The organism is Parabacteroides sp. 20_3, from assembly GCF_964238835.1.
Classification (GTDB): Bacteria; Bacteroidota; Bacteroidia; order Bacteroidales; family Tannerellaceae; genus Parabacteroides; species Parabacteroides distasonis.
Window position 1 is genome coordinate 48,784 of record NZ_CAXSNO010000012.1, and the last position, 18,838, is coordinate 67,621.

Annotated in this window: 11 protein-coding genes; 10 read left to right on the forward strand and 1 reads right to left on the reverse strand. The window is 44.8% G+C overall.

Going from position 1 to position 18,838, the window contains the following annotated elements; all coding sequences use genetic code 11:
- Positions 1–30: 30 nt before the first annotated feature.
- Positions 31–1,803: a DUF6057 family protein gene (locus ACESPU_RS20185; protein ID WP_373133623.1), complete on the forward strand. Its 1,773-nt coding sequence runs from the start codon at positions 31–33 to the stop codon at positions 1,801–1,803.
- Positions 1,804–1,810: 7 nt separating this feature from the next.
- Positions 1,811–3,289, forward strand: a complete 1,479-nt coding sequence (locus ACESPU_RS20190) for a hypothetical protein (protein ID WP_373133624.1) — start codon at positions 1,811–1,813, stop codon at positions 3,287–3,289.
- A gap of 354 nt (positions 3,290–3,643) precedes the next feature.
- On the opposite strand, the gene purT is transcribed toward ACESPU_RS20190, so the two are convergent.
- Entirely contained in the window at positions 3,644–4,825 is a 1,182-nt protein-coding gene (purT, locus tag ACESPU_RS20195) for a formate-dependent phosphoribosylglycinamide formyltransferase (protein ID WP_195602735.1), read from the reverse strand.
- Positions 4,826–5,256: 431 nt separating this feature from the next.
- On the opposite strand from purT, the gene ACESPU_RS20200 reads away from it, so the two are divergent.
- The 8 genes from ACESPU_RS20200 (at position 5,257) to ACESPU_RS20235 (ending at position 18,701) form a co-directional block, all read left to right on the forward strand.
- Positions 5,257–5,940, forward strand: coding sequence for an ABC transporter ATP-binding protein (locus tag ACESPU_RS20200; protein ID WP_005867634.1), 684 nt, complete (start codon positions 5,257–5,259; stop codon positions 5,938–5,940).
- On the forward strand, positions 5,933–7,207 hold the full coding sequence (locus ACESPU_RS20205; protein WP_005867632.1) for an ABC transporter permease: 1,275 nt from the start codon (positions 5,933–5,935) through the stop codon (positions 7,205–7,207). Before ACESPU_RS20200 ends, ACESPU_RS20205 begins: the two co-directional genes overlap by 8 nt.
- A 20-nt stretch (positions 7,208–7,227) precedes the next feature.
- Positions 7,228–8,487 (forward strand): ABC transporter permease, encoded by a 1,260-nt coding sequence (locus tag ACESPU_RS20210; protein WP_005867630.1) that lies wholly within the window; start codon positions 7,228–7,230, stop codon positions 8,485–8,487.
- Positions 8,488–8,520: 33 nt separating this feature from the next.
- Positions 8,521–9,642, forward strand: coding sequence for an efflux RND transporter periplasmic adaptor subunit (locus tag ACESPU_RS20215; RefSeq protein ID WP_005867627.1), 1,122 nt, complete (start codon positions 8,521–8,523; stop codon positions 9,640–9,642).
- 12 nt (positions 9,643–9,654) lie between these two features.
- Positions 9,655–11,013 carry a TolC family protein gene (locus ACESPU_RS20220; RefSeq protein ID WP_022192576.1) on the forward strand — a complete coding sequence of 453 codons (1,359 nt, stop codon included), beginning with the start codon at positions 9,655–9,657 and terminating at the stop codon, positions 11,011–11,013.
- Positions 11,014–11,429: 416 nt separating this feature from the next.
- Entirely contained in the window at positions 11,430–14,645 is a 3,216-nt protein-coding gene (locus tag ACESPU_RS20225; RefSeq protein WP_158532959.1) for a TonB-dependent receptor, read from the forward strand.
- A 30-nt stretch (positions 14,646–14,675) separates the two neighbouring features.
- Positions 14,676–16,196, forward strand: a complete 1,521-nt coding sequence (locus tag ACESPU_RS20230) for a RagB/SusD family nutrient uptake outer membrane protein (protein WP_373133625.1) — start codon at positions 14,676–14,678, stop codon at positions 16,194–16,196.
- Between the two features lie 87 nt (positions 16,197–16,283).
- Positions 16,284–18,701, forward strand: coding sequence for a S9 family peptidase (locus ACESPU_RS20235; protein WP_057326187.1), 2,418 nt, complete (start codon positions 16,284–16,286; stop codon positions 18,699–18,701).
- Positions 18,702–18,838 lie beyond the last annotated feature (137 nt).

The window sequence follows — 18,838 nt, forward strand, 5'->3', positions numbered from 1 at the left end:
TCTGGGAAACATACATAAAGTAAAAAGAACATGAATAACTTAAGCAAAAAGATCATACCTATTCTTCTGCTCTTATTATGCACCAGCCTTCTAGGGTTACATTTACAAACCACTCAAGAAGCAACCTTCTTTTACCGGGAACAACAGCAGATTTTCCTGTTCGATACCGAATATGTATTGAATATACTTAAGACAATTGGAGGATTGGCTACGATTTGCTCCCAATTTATTATACAGTTTTTCAAGGTGCCGCTGATCGGATCGCTGGTGACCGCCTTGATCGGTGGAATCTCCGGTTGGTTATTCTGGCTGACCTTACGAAAAATACATCCGGCATTGTATCTTCTGCCCTTGGCCTTTCTCCCCATCTTATTCCAATATCTTTACCTAATGAAAGATAGCTATCATTATGAAGGGCTGATAGCCATGCTATTTTGGTCATTGGCTCTTAGCCAGTACAGTTACGGGGCACGAAAATTCAATTGGACATACCGTACCTTAATCGGTTGCTTGCTGGCGACCGGATTGTTTTACACGATGGGATCTGTAGCTATATTATTCGCCCTTAGCATCTTACTATTTGATGTATTACAAAAAAGCGAACGCTGGTACGCAAGCTTCATCCCGTTGATCCTGCTGCTTATCGTAGGTTCTCTATGCGTTCTAGGGGGCAGTAAACCCGATTATGACTATGTATTTTGGATGAAAGATTACGTAGAGTATTTCATTGAGCTGGAACCATTCTACGGCTTCTCTTGGCAAGTAGCGCTACTCGTTATGCTTCTATTCTTCCTATCACGTTATTTAGATCACATAAAAACCTATTTAAAAGCTTTAGTAGCCGTAGCATTACTTGCCTTATCCGGTATGTATTATACGCAAACGGCTCTTCAACAGAGGAATAAAGATTTCTATACGTTGATGCAAATGTTTCATTACATAGATACCGAGCAATGGGACGCCATAATCTCGTCCACCGATCTGAACTATAATAACTATTTACACCTGAATTGCTTAAACCTTGCCTTATCCCATAAGGGTGTCATGCAGACTGATTTATTCAAATATCCGCAAAGCGGAATACAATCTTTGGTCTCAAAATACCAAGCGCATATAGAGGAAAGTTTCCTGTTCAGCCAGATATACTACCATGTAGGAATCACGTCCTTGGCATACAATTTCGCTTTTGGTACCTCGGTAGGAATTACATACGGCAGTCCCGTCATGACTAAATTATTAATAAAATCCCATTTGATATACGGACAGTATCCCGCGGCCGAGAAGTTTATATCCTTATTGGAAAAGACATGGGCCTATCACGAATGGGCCTCCTCGCAACGAAAGTTCTTATATAATGACCAAGCGGTGGAGAGCGACCCGGAATTAGGTACAAAAAGAAAAAGCCTATCCAGCGACAAAGACCTTTTCGCCAATATAATCGGATTGTTTGATAACCTAATGATTATATTGGAAGAGAATCCCCTGAATAAAGCCGCATTGGATTATACGATCGGTACGTTATTATTATCGAAAGACCTGCCCGCTATAAAAACGTTTGTTGAAAGATTCAGTGGGACGGAAGTACTCCCTGTATTACCCGAACCCTTGCAACAAGCCGTGATCTCTTATGCGGAGCATGATCCGGAATATTGCCGCAAGTATGGGGTAACCGATAAAATCCTGTCCGAGTTCTCGATATTCAAGCAACGTGTATTGGGACTAAGGCATGCCCGACAAAATGTAGCGACTGGAATAGCCGACTATCAACCTACTTTCTGGTACTATTTGATACTCTCTAAATAAAACACATATGGAAAGACAGACTTACACAAATACAAACCGATATCTTTTCCTTTTTCTCATCGCCTTGATGGTTTCATGCTCCAAAAGCGACGTACAGATCGCCAAGAGTCTAAACAAGGAAATCGCCATTTATCCGGATTACAAGGATGTGACCATCCCTGTGAACATCGCCCCGCTCAATTTCTCTATCGCCGATAGCAGTGAGCACTGTCTTATCATTAAAGGGGAAAAGACTCAATTCCAAGTTTATAGTGATGAGGGGCTCTTTGAGATCCCACAAAAAAGATGGAAAGCCTTATTGAAAGAGAATGCCGGAAACCAAATAGAATTGACCATCGCTAAACGCATACAGGGCGAATGGAACGCCTATACGCCTTTTCATATGGACATCGTAAATGATTCCATTGATAAATATATAGCCTATCGGTTATTAGCCTTGAGCAATGATATGTGGAACAGGATGGGTATCTATCAACGAAACTTGGAGAATTATGACCAAAGCGTGATTTATGAGAATAGCCTAACCGACTATAACTGCGTAAACTGCCACACGTTTTCCTCCGGGAACCCAGATAAAATGATTTTCCATATGCGAGGCAAACACGCCGGTTCCGTACTGATTGATGGAAAGAAAATCACCAAGCTAAATACAAAGACTCCCGAGACCGTCTCAAACTTTGTCTACATGTATTGGCATCCGAATGGTAACTATCTGGCGGCCACCGTATGCGATACCTACCAAAACTTCTTCATCAATAATCCCAATACGCTGGAAGTATTGGATCATAACTCCGATATCGTGATCTACGACGTGAAGAAGAACGAGGTATTCTCTTGCGAAGCGTTAAATTCCAAAGACGCATGGCAAATATTCCCTGCGTTCTCTCCCGATGGGAAGAGCCTCTATTTCAGTTCGACCGCCGCCGTAGATTCTATTTCTAAGAATTTCAGACAAATGACCTACAGCCTATGCCGTGTCGACTTTGACCCGGAAACCCGCACCCTAGGCCAGCAAGTAGATACTTTATACAATGGCCGGGCCAACCACAAAAGCGTATCCTTCCCTAGAATCTCACCGGATGGTAAATATCTGGCTTTTACCCTACAGGAATATGGCGGTTTCGGGGTTTGGCATAAAGACGCTGAATTATATATGATCCGCCTATCCGACGGAAAGACGTACCCGCTGAGCGAGGCGAACAGTACCGAAGGAGAAAGCTACCATTCATGGAGCCGCAACAATCGTTGGCTGGTATTTAGCAGTCGCAGGTTGGATGGATTATACACACGCCCGTTCTTTAGCTATATCGATGATAAAGGCACGGCCCATAAACCATTCCTCCTGCCACAAAGAAATCCCGTAAAATATTATAAAGACTTGTTGTGGACTTACAACCTCCCGGAGTTTATACAAGAAAAGGTCCAAGTAGACACTCATGCCGTGATGGAAACAATGAGAAATACAAAAGGAATCCATGTAAAATAAGAACAATAGCTAGGGTGGGTGAAAGGAGATAAGGATGTCTGTTTGGTTAAATCTACCCACCCTTAGCTATTGATCTGTTTGCTCACTCTTTTATCTTCACCGAGAATAGAAATAGAGCGTTTCAAATCAACGCCCATATTTCCATTTGTCGTATTCATAAAATAAGTACAAACTTTCGGCAATCAGATTTCACTCTTTAGTGAAACAAACATATGTAATCTGCGTTTATAGATTATCAAATGTCTCTTTAAAAACTTGAGACAAAAATAAACTATTTTGATAGAAAAATAGGTCTGTAAATATTCACATTTTATTCACAACACACACCAAAACGTTCATTTATCCTAGGAAGCATCACAATTTAACATTTAACCGCTCCATCATCACTCCGGTCTTCTCCCTTGCCTCCGTCACATCCAAACCACGAGCCAGCAAGACGGCCATACGGCGATGTCCATGAACTTCCGGTTTTCCAAAGAAACGCATCTGCGTATCGGGTTGTTCCAAGACCTTATCCAGATTCCCCAAAGACAACCGGTCACTGTCCCCTTCCACTACGACGGCACGGGAAGCTCCCGCTCCATGAAACGCGATATTAGGGATCGGCAAGCCAAGCACCGCACGGGCGTGCAAAGCGAATTGAGACAAATCTTGCGTAATCATCGTCACCATTCCGGTATCGTGCGGACGGGGGGAAACCTCGCTGAATATGACATCGTCTCCTTTAATGAATAATTCCACGCCAAAAATACCACGTCCGCCTAAAGCCTCGGTGATCTTACCGGCGATCTCACGGGCTTTCGCTTTAGCGGCAAGGCTCATGGCTTGCGGTTGCCAAGACTCCCGGTAATCACCATCCACTTGAACATGTCCCACGGGTTCCAAGAAAGACGTTCCTCCGATATGCCGAACCGTCAGCTGGGTAATCTCATAGTCGAAATCCACGAAACCTTCCACGATCACCTTACCCGCTCCAGCACGTCCGCCTTCTTGGGCGTACTGCCAAGCACGATCGATATCCTTTTCCTCACGAACCACGCTCTGTCCGTGTCCGCTCGAGCTCATGATCGGCTTCACCACGCAAGGCATACCGATTACCTTCACCGCTTCCTTAAATTCCTCCTCGGTCTCGGCGAAACGATACGGCGAGGTAGGCAAGCCCAGTTCCTCGGCCGCCAAGCGGCGGATTCCCTCACGGTTCATCGTCAGCCAAGTGGCACGGGCGGTAGGAATCACATGGTATCCCTCTTCCTCCAGTTCCATCAAGGTACGGGTAGCGATCGCCTCCACCTCCGGCACGATATAATCCGGTTTCTCTTTCTCGATGATCTCCCGCAAGGCATCGCCATCCAGCATGGAGACCACATAGGAACGATGCGCCACTTGCATGGCCGGAGCGTCCGGATACTTATCCAAGGCGATTACCTCCACGCCATAACGCTGCAACTCTATTACAAACTCTTTCCCCAATTCGCCCGAGCCACAAAGCACGACTTTAGTTGCCGTAGCCGATTTGGGCGTACCAATTGTTACCATAAATCTTTCTGCTATTTGAATTTCGCCGCAAAGGTAAGGGTTTAGATAAAGATAGCCTAGGGCTTTTTTCTTTATCTATTAAGTGGAAGAAGCAGAGAGATTCATTATCTATCAGTTGTTGGACGATCATACACCAACTGTTGGATGATCGTCTACCAATTGGTGCATGATCGTCCAACGGATGGTAGAAGATGTATACATATAGTACCGGCACGTAAAGTTACCGCACGTACAAGTTAATAGATATAGATGGTAGAGCTAAACCTTTTCGATCAAAACCTTTTGTTAATATTACATAATTATAAGTACCTTGCGATACAAGGTATCTTAGTAAAGCATATATTTGTGACCAAATGATAAAAGTGTTCACCAACAGTGTAACTTATTTAGCAAACTGTACGTCTAATATATTAAAGTAACTACATAATATGATGATTCAACTGAGAGGAATAAACAAAACGTACTTTAATGGAGCCCCACTGCACGTTTTGAAAGGTATCGACCTAGATATAGAGAAGGGAGAGATGGTATCCATCATGGGAGCCTCCGGTTCCGGTAAGTCAACCTTATTGAATATCTTAGGGATATTAGATACGTACGACACGGGCACCTATCAATTAAACGGGCAGTTGATTCAGAATCTCAGCGAAAGTCGTGCCGCCGAGCTCCGGAACCGAATGATCGGCTTCATTTTTCAATCTTTTAACTTAATCTCATTCAAGAACGCCATGGAGAACGTTGCCCTCCCACTCTATTATCAAGGGGTCAGCCGGAAAAAGAGGAATGCCATGGCGCTGGAATACTTGGACATGGTGGGATTGAAAGATTGGGCGGAGCATATGCCGAATGAGATGTCCGGTGGACAGAAGCAACGGGTAGCGATCGCCCGGGCCTTGATAGCGAAACCCCAAGTCATATTGGCCGACGAGCCGACCGGAGCGTTGGATAGCAAAACGACCGTGGAGGTAATGGAACTACTACGCAAGGTAAACCTAGAAGGGATGACCATGGTGATCGTTACCCACGAACCCTCCGTAGCGGAGGCTACAGACCGGATTATCCGGGTAAAGGACGGGTTGATTGAACGTATCGAAAAAGAAGAGAATCATGTTTGACTTTGATAATTTCAGGGAAATATGGAGCACCATCAAAAAGAATAAGCTCCGTACCTTCTTGACCGGCTTCTCGGTCTCATGGGGTATTTTCATGTTGATCGTGTTACTGGGGGCGGGAAACGGGTTGCGCAATGGCATCATGTACAACTTCAGGAATATGTCTACCAACCGGGTCGAGGTATGGACACGCTATACCACCAAGCCTTGGAAAGGTATGCAATCCAACCGCAGCATCAGTTTCAAGGAAGAGGACCTAGGCGCCTTGAAGAGAGACTTCAAGGAGGTGGATCTTTGCTCGGCTACTATCTCCCACAATGACACGATCACTTACAACGAGGAATATGTGACGGGACAAACCAATGGCGTATATCCGGATCATGCCCCGATCAATTACGTGAATGTAGAGACGCATAACGGCCGCTTCATCAATGAGCAGGACATGAGGGACCGAAGAAAAGTAATCGTGATCAGTCCCCGTATGGCGGAGGTCTTGTTTCGTGACGAGAAGCCGCTGGGTAAATACGTGAAATGCGGGAATATGATGTATCAAGTAGTCGGCGTGTACAACGATGATGACAAAAGCAATAACGCTCCCGCTTACATCCCATTCTCCGTAGCCCAATTGCTATATAATAAAGGATACGGCTTCGGATCGCTAACGTTTACCTTGAAAGGGGTGACTACCGAAGAGGAGAATGAGGCTTTCGAGGAAAGTTTCCGGGAATGGATGGCACGCCGCCACCAATTCGACCCGACAGACAAGAACGCTATCGGTATGTGGAACATGGCGAATGAGTTCTTGATGTGGAATAATATAATGAACGGGATTACCTTGTTTATCTGGATTATCGGTATCGGAACGTTGATGGCAGGAATCGTGGGAGTTAGCAACATCATGCTGATCACCGTACGGGAACGGACCCGGGAGTTCGGCATACGCAAGGCATTGGGAGCTAAACCCGGCTCGATCTTGGCATTAGTAATCGCCGAGTCCATCCTCGTAACAGCCGTTTTCGGCTATGTCGGGATGATCATGGGGATCGGGCTTACGGAGCTAATCAATCACGCGATGGAAATGGCCCAAGCCGGAGCCCAATCCGGTGGGAATATCGGAGAAGACACGACGGTCTTCCGTAACCCGACCGTCAATCTGGCGATAGCTAGCTCCGCTACGGTATTGATCATCGCGGCCGGTGTATTGGCGGGTTATTTCCCGGCACGCAAGGCGGTGAAAGTCACGGCTATCGAAGCCATGAGAACGGAATAATCATAAAAAAGAAAAGAACCATGTTTGACATAGACAGATGGGTAGAGATATGGGTGACGATCACCCGAAACAAGACACGCAGCTTGTTGACCTGCTTCGGCGTATTCTGGGGAATCTTGATGTTGGTGATTCTATTGGGAGCCGGAAACGGGATGAAGAACGCTATGTTCTCGAATATCAACGGATTCGCCACGAACTCCGCCTTCTTTTTCTCCGACCGGACCAGCGAGTCGTACAAAGGCTTTAACAAGGGGCGTCAATGGGACATGCGAAACCGGGACGTGGAGAGCATCCGGAAACAGGTGAAGGACATCGAGGCCGTCTCCCCCATCATCTGGGGAAATCGCTCGGACAAGAATATCGTTTTCGGCCAATTAAGCGGTACTTATAACGTAAAAGGCGTGCAGCCCGATTATTTCAAGATCGAGACCCAGCAGCTTTATTACGGACGGTTACTAAACGAGATCGACGAGATCGAGAAACGTAAGGTTTGCTTGATCGGCGCTAAGGTGAACGAGGTATTGTTCAAGGGAAATGATCCCTGCGGGAAATATATCCGGGTAAACGGGATTTACTACCAAGTGGTAGGCGTCACGAAGCAACGAGCCTCTAGCGTCAATATCGGCGGACGGGCCGAGGAAAGCGTATTCCTCCCTTTCAGTACCATGCAACAGACGCTGAACCAAGGGGATATCATTCACTTCTTGTGCGTGAGCGCCAAACCCGGCTATAAGATCGATCCGGTGATCACGCAGATCAAGGATATTGTAAAGAGCCAGAACCAGATCTCTCCTACCGACCCGCAGGCCGTGACGGTGATCAACTTGGCGGCTCAGTTCGAGACTTTCAATATGCTATTTATCGGTATCGATATCTTGATCTGGCTCGTGGGTATGGGTACGTTATTGGCGGGTATTATCGGTGTAAGTAATATCATGATGGTAACGGTTAAGGAGCGTACCCGGGAAATCGGCGTACGCAGGGCCTTGGGAGCGAAGCCTTGGAACATCATCTCGCAGATCATGAGCGAGAGTCTGCTACTTACGGCCTTAGCGGGTTTGTTGGGGTTAAGCGCCGGGGTATTCCTGCTCGATCTTGTAGATAAGATCATGAGTGCCCAGCCGGCTTCCAACGGAACCATGATGGAGCATCCGGAGGTAAGCATCCAGATCGCGGTAGCGGCCACGGTGATCTTATTATTCAGCGGTCTGCTGGCCGGGCTGATCCCCGCATGGCGAGCTATGCAGATCAAGGCGATAGATGCCATACGAGAAGAATAAACAACAATTGTCAATTAATAAAACTATATAATCATGAAGAATCGCATTGTAAAAAAGATCCTGCGTATCATCTTATTAGTACTTGTGGGAGCAGCGGTAATCGGTACATTCTATTTCTTATGGAAGAAAGCGCAACCGGTCATCACCGTTTATGAGATCGTAACCCCTGAAAAAGGGGATGTGGAAACCAAGACGGTCGCTACCGGAAACGTAGAGCCTCGTTTCGAGGTGGAGATCAAGCCGCAGATATCCGGTATCATCTCCGAGCTGAAGAAAGAAGCGGGGCAGATGGTCCAAGCGGGAGAGATTATCGCCATTATCAAGGTAATCCCCGAGATGGTACAGCTCAACAGCGCCGAATCGCGCGTGAACCTCGCCAATATCTCTTTGAAGCAAGTGGAAGAGACTTATAAGCGGGATACGCAATTATTTAAGCAAGGTGTTATCGCCCAAGAAGATTTCGATCTTTCCAAAGCGAACTACCTAAAAGCCGTGGAGGAAAAGGATAATGCGCAAAGTGCCTTGGAGATCATCCGCGACGGTATAGCCAAGAACTCCAGCGTGGCCAGTACGACCCAAATCCGTAGTACCATTACCGGTATGATCTTGGACATTCCCGTTAAAGTAGGTAACTCGGTTATCCAAGCGAATAATTTCAATGATGGCACGACGATCGCTACCGTAGCCAATATGAACGACATGATCTTCAAAGGAAACGTAGACGAGACCGAGATCGGACGCATCCACGAGGGAATGCCGATCAAATTGACCGTCGGCGCCATGGAAAGCCGTTCATTCGACGCTTTGCTGGAATATGTATCGCCCAAGGGAGTAGACAAGAATGGAGCCATTCAATTTGAGATCAAGGCGGCCGTAACGATCCCCGAAGATGCTTTCATCCGTGCGGGATATAGCGCCAACGCCGAGATCGTGCTAAAACGTGCGGAAGACGTGCTTACGATCCCGGAAAGTACGGTTGAGTTCCAAGGGGATTCCGCATTCGTTCAGTTAGTTAAACAAGAGCAACCGGAGCAAGTCTTCGAGAAGCATCCTGTAAAGGTAGGTCTGTCCGACGGTATCAAGATCGAGATTCAAGAAGGACTGGCCGCGACCGATAAAGTCCGGGGCGCAGCTATTGACCCGAATAAGAAATAAAAGAAAGATTGTATGATGAGAAGAAACTTATATATACTGGCAATCGCTTCCCTCCTGTCCGGAAACTATGTTTTCGCTCAGGATGCGGTGAAGCAATGGAGTCTGGAGGAGTGCATCCAATATGCCATCGAGCATAATATCGACTTAAAGCAAAAGGAGCAGGAACAGGAAAGCCGAAAGGTAGACTTACATACCAGCAAATACAGTTGGCTCCCGGCCCTAAACGGCAGTCTTGGACAGAGCTTCCAGTTCGGACGCTCCACGTCTAAATCCGGGGTGATCGTGGACCAGAACGCCGCCAATTCCACATTGGGGATCAATCTGGACATGCCTTTATTTGACGGGTTAAAAATACCGAACGATATCGCCGCCCGCAAACTTGATCTAAAAGCGTCTATCGAGAACTTGAATAAGGCGAGAGAAGACCTATCCATCAATATAGCTTCCTACTACCTGCAAGTACTTTATAATAAAGAGTTACTGAAAATAGCGCAACTACAAGTGGAACTAGACAAGGAGCAGGTGAATAAAACAGAGGCCATGGTGAACGCCGGAAAGGTGCCTCTTTCCCAACTGTATGATATCAAGGCCCAATTAGCGAAAGATGAGGTCACGCTTACCGAGTCGCAAAACAATGTGAACCTCGCTTTATTGGATCTGGCGCAAAGTCTGGAACTAGAGCGAAGCGACCGGAATTTCGATATACAGACTCCTGTAATTGAAGATGCGGTGGCTGATAATATGAGCAGTATCCTACCTCCGGAAAACATTTACGACCATGCGGTTACGTTCAAGCCTCAGATCAAGGAACAACAGTATTTGCTAGAGAGCCAAAAGAAAATGTTGCGTGTCGCGCAAGCGGGCTATTACCCCAAGTTAAATTTCGGGGCTAGTTACAGCAATGGATATTATCATTCTACTTCCGGAGGTGAATTTGCCGATACTCGTTCCTTTAGCGAGCAGTTTAAGCAGAATGGGCAAAAGATCGTCGGATTCTCATTGAGCATTCCACTTTTCAACCGCTTCCAAGTACGCAATAGCGTTCGTACCGCAAGGATCAACATTATCAACCGGGAATTGCTGATGGAAAATACAAAGAAAACATTATACAAGGAAATCCAGCAAGCGTACTACAACGCAACGGCTTCCCAAGAGAAATATACGGCTTCCGACAAATCCGTCACGGCGAGCAAGGAAGCGTTCAATTATGCCCAAGAGCGTTACAACGCAGGTAAAAGCACTGTCTTTGAATTTAATGAGGCTAAAACAAAATACGCACAAAGTCTAGCGGAACAGGCACAGGCCAAATATGATTTTATCTTCCGTACGAAGATTCTAGATTTCTATAATGGCAATCCGATCCGTTTATAAACGTTAATTAACACTTCATTTTTTTCATTATACACACAAAGTTTAAGGGAAGATGGTCTTTATGGACATCTTCCCTTTCAGCATTCATTAATGCATTTAGTCTGCACAGAACTATGTTTAAAAGCATAATTAACAGACAGATAACCAAGACCAAAAACTCCCCTGCCAGCTATCATAATGCAAGAACTCCCCCAGTAGAACTAAATTGAATTTGGTAATATCAATCAATATTATATTAGTTTTAGAATGTTTTATAACAGTTTGCTTTTTTATAATAAAAATTAGTATATTTGCGGCTGTGAATTTCTAGAGTCTTGGTATGTACATTTTTTGATAAGTATTTTAACTGTAGTTCTGTGCAGACTATGGTCTCTCGAAAAAATAATGTGTGTCTAATTAACAAACAAATTCATTCTATGAAGCACAAATTAACGCTTGTACTACTCTCATTCTTTCTGGGAGTGCAGTGTATGGTCGCCCAGCAAATGAAGGTGACCGGTGTAGTGATTAATGAAGATGATGGGGAGCCTGTTATAGGTGCATCCATCGTAGTAAAAGGAACCACTATTGGAACCATTACCGATTTAGATGGTAAATTTGAGTTAGAAACTCAGAAAGATGCTAAGCTAATTATTTCTTATGTAGGTTTACGGACTCAAGAAACTACAGCTCAGCAAAACATGAGAATTGTTCTTTCTTCAGATTCTCAAGCTATAGATGAAGTTGTTGTCGTAGCTTATGGTACCGCAAAGAAAAGTTCTTTTACAGGTTCCGCATCCACGGTGGGTGCCGCTTTGATGGACAAACGTCCATTGAGTAACGCCCTCTCCGCATTAGAAGGAAACACTTCCGGAGTACAAATGACTTCCTCTATCGGACAACCGGGAGAAGCTGCTAAGGTAACGATCCGTGGTTTTGGTTCTGTAAACGCGGATAATGCTCCTTTATATGTAGTGGATGGCGCCATCTTCAGTGGTGATATCTCTTCTATCAGCCCATCTGATATCGAATCAATGACAATTTTAAAAGATGCCGCTTCTACATCTTTGTATGGATCTAGCGCAGGTAACGGTGTGGTTTTGATCACGACCAAGAAAGGTTCTACCAGCAGTGGCGCAGGTGTTACCTTGAGTATCTCACAAGGTTGGTCTAGCAGAGCTTATAACGATTACGCAAAAGTAGGTGTATACGATTATTATCCTTTGCAATGGCAAATGTTGAGAAACGCAAATATGTCACTCGGACAAAGTGCTGCCGACGCTGCCGCTAATGCTTCTAAAGATATTATCAACAAATTAAAATATAATCCTTTCGTAGGAATCGCCAATGACGCAATCGTGGGCACAGACGGTTTATTGAATCCATCAGCCTCGGCTTTAAAATGGGGTGAGGACCTTGATTGGGAAGATGCCGCTTACCGTACCGGACATCGCCAAGAATATAATGTAAGCTACAATACAAAAACAGAAAAGAGCGACACATATGCTTCCATAGGCTATCTGAATGATAAGGGATATATGATTAAGACAGACTTTGAGCGTTACAACGCACGCTTGAACTATAATATCTATCCGGTGAAATGGTTCAAGAGTGGATTGAATTTAGGTTTAAGTCGCACAAATTCCAATTATTCTACTTCTACTTCTAGCAACTCCGCTGGTTATGGTAACTTATCTCGTTTCATTCGTTCTATGGCACCGATCTATCCGGTACATAAGCATGATATTGAGACAGGGGCTTATTTGGATAAAGAAGGAAACGTAGTTACTGATCCGGCTTTATATACCTATGATTATGAAGGAGCCCGTATCTCCAGCAATGGACGCGACGGTATCGCTGAGGCCCTGTGGAACGATCGCTTGATGTCTACCACAAACTCTAGTGCCCGTACTTATGTAACGATCACTCCGATCGAAGGATTGAACTTAACAGTGAACTACGCATTTGACAATAAGGATGAACGCCGTAGAGTATATGAGAACCCAGAGGTAGGTGACGGAACCGCAGGACCGGGACGTTTGAACATCCGAAATAGAAACTACTTGACCCAGACTTTCAACCAATTGATCAATTACACAAAGACTTTTGGTAAACATAACATCGAAGCTTTGTTAGGTCATGAGAACTATAGCTACCGCTTCCAACATAACTATGGAATGAAGACCAACGAGATCGTTTCCGGAACATACGAGTATGGTAACTTCGTAAACGTAAGCTCAATGGAGTCTTACACACGCGAATATAAGAAAGAAGGATACTTCGCTCGTTTGAACTATGATTTCGATGATAAATATTATGTAACAGCCTCGTATCGTCGTGACGGTTCCTCTCGCTTTAGCAAGGATAACCGTTGGGGTAACTTCTGGTCATTCGGAGCATCTTGGCGTATCAGCCAAGAAGATTTCATGGAAAACTTGACTTGGGTGGACAATTTGAAACTGAGGGCATCCTACGGTGAAACCGGAAACGATGCCATCTATTATACAGATGATGACACACAACAGGATTACTATCCTTATCAAACCTTGTATAATTTGGGTATCAACAACGGTTCGGAAGCAGGTCTCTACTTCCCGACTATGGCAAACAATAATTTGAAATGGGAGACACAGGTTTCTACCGATGTCGCTTTAGAATTCGGATTGTTCGGTCGCTTAAATGGTACGGTCGAGTTCTTCCGTAAGGCCTCCAGAGACTTGTTATTCAATGTTAGCCAACCGTTATCCAGTGGTGTCGAAAAGATCGTACAAAACATTGGTAAAGTTCGTAACCAAGGGGTGGAAATCGACTTAAACTACCAAGTATTAAAATCAAAAGATTGGAAATTATCAGTCGGCGCAAACGCTACATTCATCAATAATAAGGTGACTCGTCTGCCTGATGCCAACCGGAAAGATGGTATCATCAAAGACTCTAAGAAATTGATGGAGGGACATTCAATCTATGAGTTCTGGTTACGTCAATGGTGGGGTGTTAATCCTGATAACGGAGATGGATTGTATATCTTTGATGCCGAAAACAACACCGATGCGAATGGTAATATTAAAGATGCGGTAAAAAAGACACTTGTAGAGAAAGATGGTCAAGTATTGACAAACTCTTATAGCTATGCGAAATATGATTTCAGTGGTTCTGCCGTTCCGAAAGTATATGGTGGTTTCAATATCAATTTGAGCTATAAGGCATTCGACCTTTCTACCGTATTCTCTTATTCATTAGGAGGTAAGGTGCTTGACTCGAGTTATAGAGGATTGATGGATGTAGGTGAGTTCGGTTATGCGATGTCACCGGATCTACATAACGCATGGACAACTCCGGGCCAGATCACAGATGTACCTCGTTTGGACAATAACTCAGGTCATGCGACTAGCATCGGACAATCCTATTCTACACGTTGGTTGACAAACGCAAATTACTTGAACTTGCGTACTGTCACTTTGGCTTACAACTTGCCTAAGTCTATCCTAAACGTTATCAACATCAAGAGTGCACGCGTCAATGTCAGCGCAGAGAACTTATTCATGTTGAAAGCCCGTCAAGGTCTGAATCCGCAAGCTAACTATGCCGGAGTATCTTACAATGAATATATGCCGGCTAAGAACTTTACGATCGGTTTAAATGTATCGTTCTAAATTCATAATACATCAAACAAAGGAAAAGATATGAAAAATATACAATTATTCAAACACATCGCAGCAGGACTGCTTCTAAGTGGCTCTCTGATCGGCACAAGCTGTTCCAGCGATTATATGGATACAATCCCAACCGAGAACGTTTCATTCACGACAGTATCCACTTCGCTCGACAATCTTTATCTTGCACTGAACGGTATTCATCGTAAGATGGTATCTCAAGACTTAGGCAACCAAGGTTTGGGAGGTGAACCCGGTTTCATCATCGGTCGAGAAGCGTTGGCTGATGATTTGACATGGGACACGCAGACTTGGCATCAAGGTTTCTTAAACTGGAGTTATCCAACGAACGCAACAAGTTCGTACAACTCCGGTGAGTGGGAAACTTATTATAAGTTCATTTTGAATGCAAACAACATCTTGAAAGCGTTGAATGATAACTTTAGCGATGAGTCAAAACTCACAGATAGCGAAAAAGCGCTTGCGAACCATATCAAGGGCGAGTGTTTGGCAATTCGTGCATGGAGTCATTTCAATCTAGTACAATATTATGCGAAACCATATCGTAACGGACAGGACAACTCTCAACCGGGAGTTCCTTATCGTACGAGTCCGGAAATCGAGCCTATGGCACGTAATACGGTAGAAGAGGTGTACACGAAGATTCACGGGGACTTAGACGAAGCGTTGAACTTATTGGCAGACTATGAGCCAAATGATAAGAATCATTATAGCCTAGCATCGGTTTACGGATTGAAAGCACGTGCTCTTCTGACTCAACAGAAATACGCAGACGCAGCTACGGCCGCAGTGAATTCTATCAATGAAGCAGAGAAAGATGGCTGTAAGATCATGTCTCAGTCTGAATTGATGAATGGTTTCGCTAATATCACTTCCGCTACGAAAGAGGCTATGTATGCCGCTATGACGCAGAATGACCAAACGGTTTATTTCTACTCTTTCTATGCGTATATGTCTTGGAACTTCAACTCCAGCTCTATCCGCACAGGTATCAAATGTATCAGCCAAAGTACTTACGACTTAATGTCGCCAACCGATCTTCGCCGTCAATGGTGGGATCCGACAGGAAAGGCAGAAGTGCCCGCAACTTCTTACAACCAGCGTGTTTATCAGAACCGCAAGTTCACGGCACGCTCTACAGCTGATGCTGTAGGTGATTTTGCCTTCATGCGTATCAGCGAAATGTACTTGACAGCAGCCGAGGCTTTCGCTCGTTCCAATCAAGACGCAAAAGCAAAGGAATATTTGCAAGCCTTGTTGAAAGAACGTGATCCAGAGTACAAGGATTTGGGTAACACAGGCGCAAAACTAGCGGATGAGATCATGACACATCGCCGTATCGAACTTTGGGGCGAAGGTTTCCGTTGGTTCGACTTGAAACGTCTAGGTTTGCCATTGGATAGAACCGGTTCTAATTTTGACGCTACTTTCTGTGGCTTCTTGCACAAGGATCCGAATGCTAATGGCTGGATCTTCGAGATTCCAAAAAAGGAAACAGATTTCAACGACTTGATCGAAAAGAACTATTAACACTCTTTTTACGTTAACTTACATTAATCACAATCCCCAAAGTATACTTTAACAGGTTATCTTTGGGGATTTCTTATATCACTATTTATGAAAACAAATCATTTATTTTCAGCTCTGCTCTCTTTAGCGCTTATATGCCCTGGAATAGCGCAAGAAACACATTATCAACGTCCTCCTGCAGTTATCGAAGAAGTGGCCTTGGCCAAGCTTTCTCCTATCATCCGAATTAGTGATAACAATCAGTGGGCACTCCAGTTAGAGCGTTCCCCGTACCGGTCTATCGCCAAGCTTGCGCAACCGGAGCTTAAATTAGCGGGAATGCGTATCAGTCCCGAAACATTCAATACGAGCCGGCAAGCCGAATATACGGGTGCCAGTTTAATGAACATCGCTACTCAAGAAGAAATCAAGATAGAAGGAATTCCTGACAATGCGGTAATCACAGAAGCCTCATTCTCTCCTTCATCCAATAAGGTAGCTCTATTCGTGGAAGAAGCGGATGGCGTATACCTTTATATCTGTACCCCGGAACAGCCCGTAGCACAGAAAGTAAGTACCCGTAAAATCAACGCAACAAGTGGAGCGGAGATCTTATGGATTAGCGACAATGAATTTATTACGCTTATGGTTCCGGAAAACAGGGAGAAGGCACCAGAGAAACCCACAGTCCCATCCGGGCCCATCATTCAAGAAAGTACTGGAAAGGTGATGCCCGCCCGTACCTATCAAGACTTACTCAAAAATCCGTACGACGAGCAACTATTCGACTATTATTTCACCGCTCAATTGGTACGCATAAAAGAAGGTGCTGTGTACGAGATCGGAAAACCGGCAATCTACGGCAGTACACTTTCATTATCCCCGGATAAATCTTTGCTACTTATCGCGACAGTCCATCGTCCGTATTCCTATCAAGTACCGGTATATAACTTTCCACAAAAGTTCGAGGTTATCGACTTACAAGGTAATTCCATTTATACGTTAGCGGATAATCCAACCATTAATATACCGATGGGATATGACACGACCTCGCCTTATCCCCGCCAATTCGGATGGAGATCGGATCAACCGGCTACCGTTTACTGGGCGGAAGCGCAAGATAAAGGAGATCCTAAGCAAAACAAGACTGATTTCATGGATATTATCTACCAAATAAGCTATCCGTTCAACAGCGAGAAACAGGAAGTCGCAAAGACAGAGAAACGTTTCCGCAACATCCTGTGGAATGACGATGCTTTCGCTTTATTGATCGAGACTTCCCGGGAGACTCGAAAAAACAGGACATTTACTTTTAAGCCTTGCTCTTCTGAGTCTCCGGTTCTATTATTCGATGTATCCACCGACGATAATTACAACAATCCGGGAAATCCACTTACGGTTAAAAATGCGTATGGTAAATATATCGTTTATATCAATAAAGCCCACAATGAGTTATTGATGCTTGCCCAAGGTGCCTCTCCTAAAGGGGATATGCCTTACCTTAGCCGTTACAATTTGAAAACAAAAAAGAACACAGAACTTTGGCGCTGCGAGGACGGATATTATGAGACCATCCTAAAGGTAGCGAATCCGGAAAAGCTGCAATTGATCACTTCACGGCAATCCATTACAGAACCGGCGAATCTCTGCTCTCGTGACTTGAGAAAGAAAAAATTCGCTCAATTGACTCATTTCGCCAATCCATATCCGGCCATGGCAAACGTTAGTAAACAAAAGATTAAATATAAACGTGCCGATGGATTGGACTTAACCGCAACGGTATATCTCCCTGCCGGATATGATAAGTCAAAAGAAGGCCCGCTACCCGTCTTGATGTGGGCTTACCCAAGAGAATACAAGAGCAAGGCCGAGGCATCCCAGGTACGTGGTTCCCAATACATGTTCACGAACATCAATTACGGATCACCAGTCTATTGGGTATTGAGAGGATACTGCGTAATGGAGAATGTCGAGATGCCGATCGTAAGCACGAGCGAGGGAGCGGAGCCAAACGATGATTTCATTGAGCAATTGACAATGAACGCCGAGGCGGCCGTAAAAGTCATTTCCGAGATGGGTGTAGGTGATCCGAATCGTGTAGCCGTAGGAGGACATTCCTATGGAGCTTTCATGACAGCGAATCTATTAACACATACCAAACTGTTCAAAGCCGGCATCGCACGTAGCGGGGCTTACAACCGTACGCTTACCCCGTTCGGCTTCCAAACAGAGACCCGTACGTATTGGGAAGTGCCGGAAATATACAACACGATGTCTCCATTCATGTATGCGGATAAACTGCATGGAGCCTTGTTAATCATACACGGCGAGATGGATAATAACTCTGGGACATTCCCGATCCAATCCGAACGTTTGTTCAGCGCCCTGAAAGGTCACGGAGCGACCGCACGCTACATCGTATTGCCTTATGAAAGTCATGGCTATGCCGCCAAGGAAAACATCTTGCATTTATTATATGAGTGCGACCAATGGTTAGAGCAGCACGTAAAAAACGCCCAAAAGTAAGTTAACTTCATTGGCAAAGTATGTTAAGTTCATCGGCAAAGTAACTTAACATACTTTTGCCGGTCGACCTTGATGGAGAAGTCAGCCTCCAACCCCCAATTGCCCTAAAACAACGATGCCCATCGTAAGGTTATAAG

Coding starts and splice junctions, on each gene's coding strand:
- ACESPU_RS20185 (WP_373133623.1), top strand. CDS start 31: ATGAATAACTTAAGCAAAAAGATCATACCTATTCTTCTGCTCTTATTA.
- ACESPU_RS20190 (WP_373133624.1), top strand. CDS start 1,811: ATGGAAAGACAGACTTACACAAATACAAACCGATATCTTTTCCTTTTT.
- purT (WP_195602735.1), bottom strand. CDS start 4,825: ATGGTAACAATTGGTACGCCCAAATCGGCTACGGCAACTAAAGTCGTG.
- ACESPU_RS20200 (WP_005867634.1), top strand. CDS start 5,257: ATGATTCAACTGAGAGGAATAAACAAAACGTACTTTAATGGAGCCCCA.
- ACESPU_RS20205 (WP_005867632.1), top strand. CDS start 5,933: ATGTTTGACTTTGATAATTTCAGGGAAATATGGAGCACCATCAAAAAG.
- ACESPU_RS20210 (WP_005867630.1), top strand. CDS start 7,228: ATGTTTGACATAGACAGATGGGTAGAGATATGGGTGACGATCACCCGA.
- ACESPU_RS20215 (WP_005867627.1), top strand. CDS start 8,521: ATGAAGAATCGCATTGTAAAAAAGATCCTGCGTATCATCTTATTAGTA.
- ACESPU_RS20220 (WP_022192576.1), top strand. CDS start 9,655: ATGATGAGAAGAAACTTATATATACTGGCAATCGCTTCCCTCCTGTCC.
- ACESPU_RS20225 (WP_158532959.1), top strand. CDS start 11,430: ATGAAGCACAAATTAACGCTTGTACTACTCTCATTCTTTCTGGGAGTG.
- ACESPU_RS20230 (WP_373133625.1), top strand. CDS start 14,676: ATGAAAAATATACAATTATTCAAACACATCGCAGCAGGACTGCTTCTA.
- ACESPU_RS20235 (WP_057326187.1), top strand. CDS start 16,284: ATGAAAACAAATCATTTATTTTCAGCTCTGCTCTCTTTAGCGCTTATA.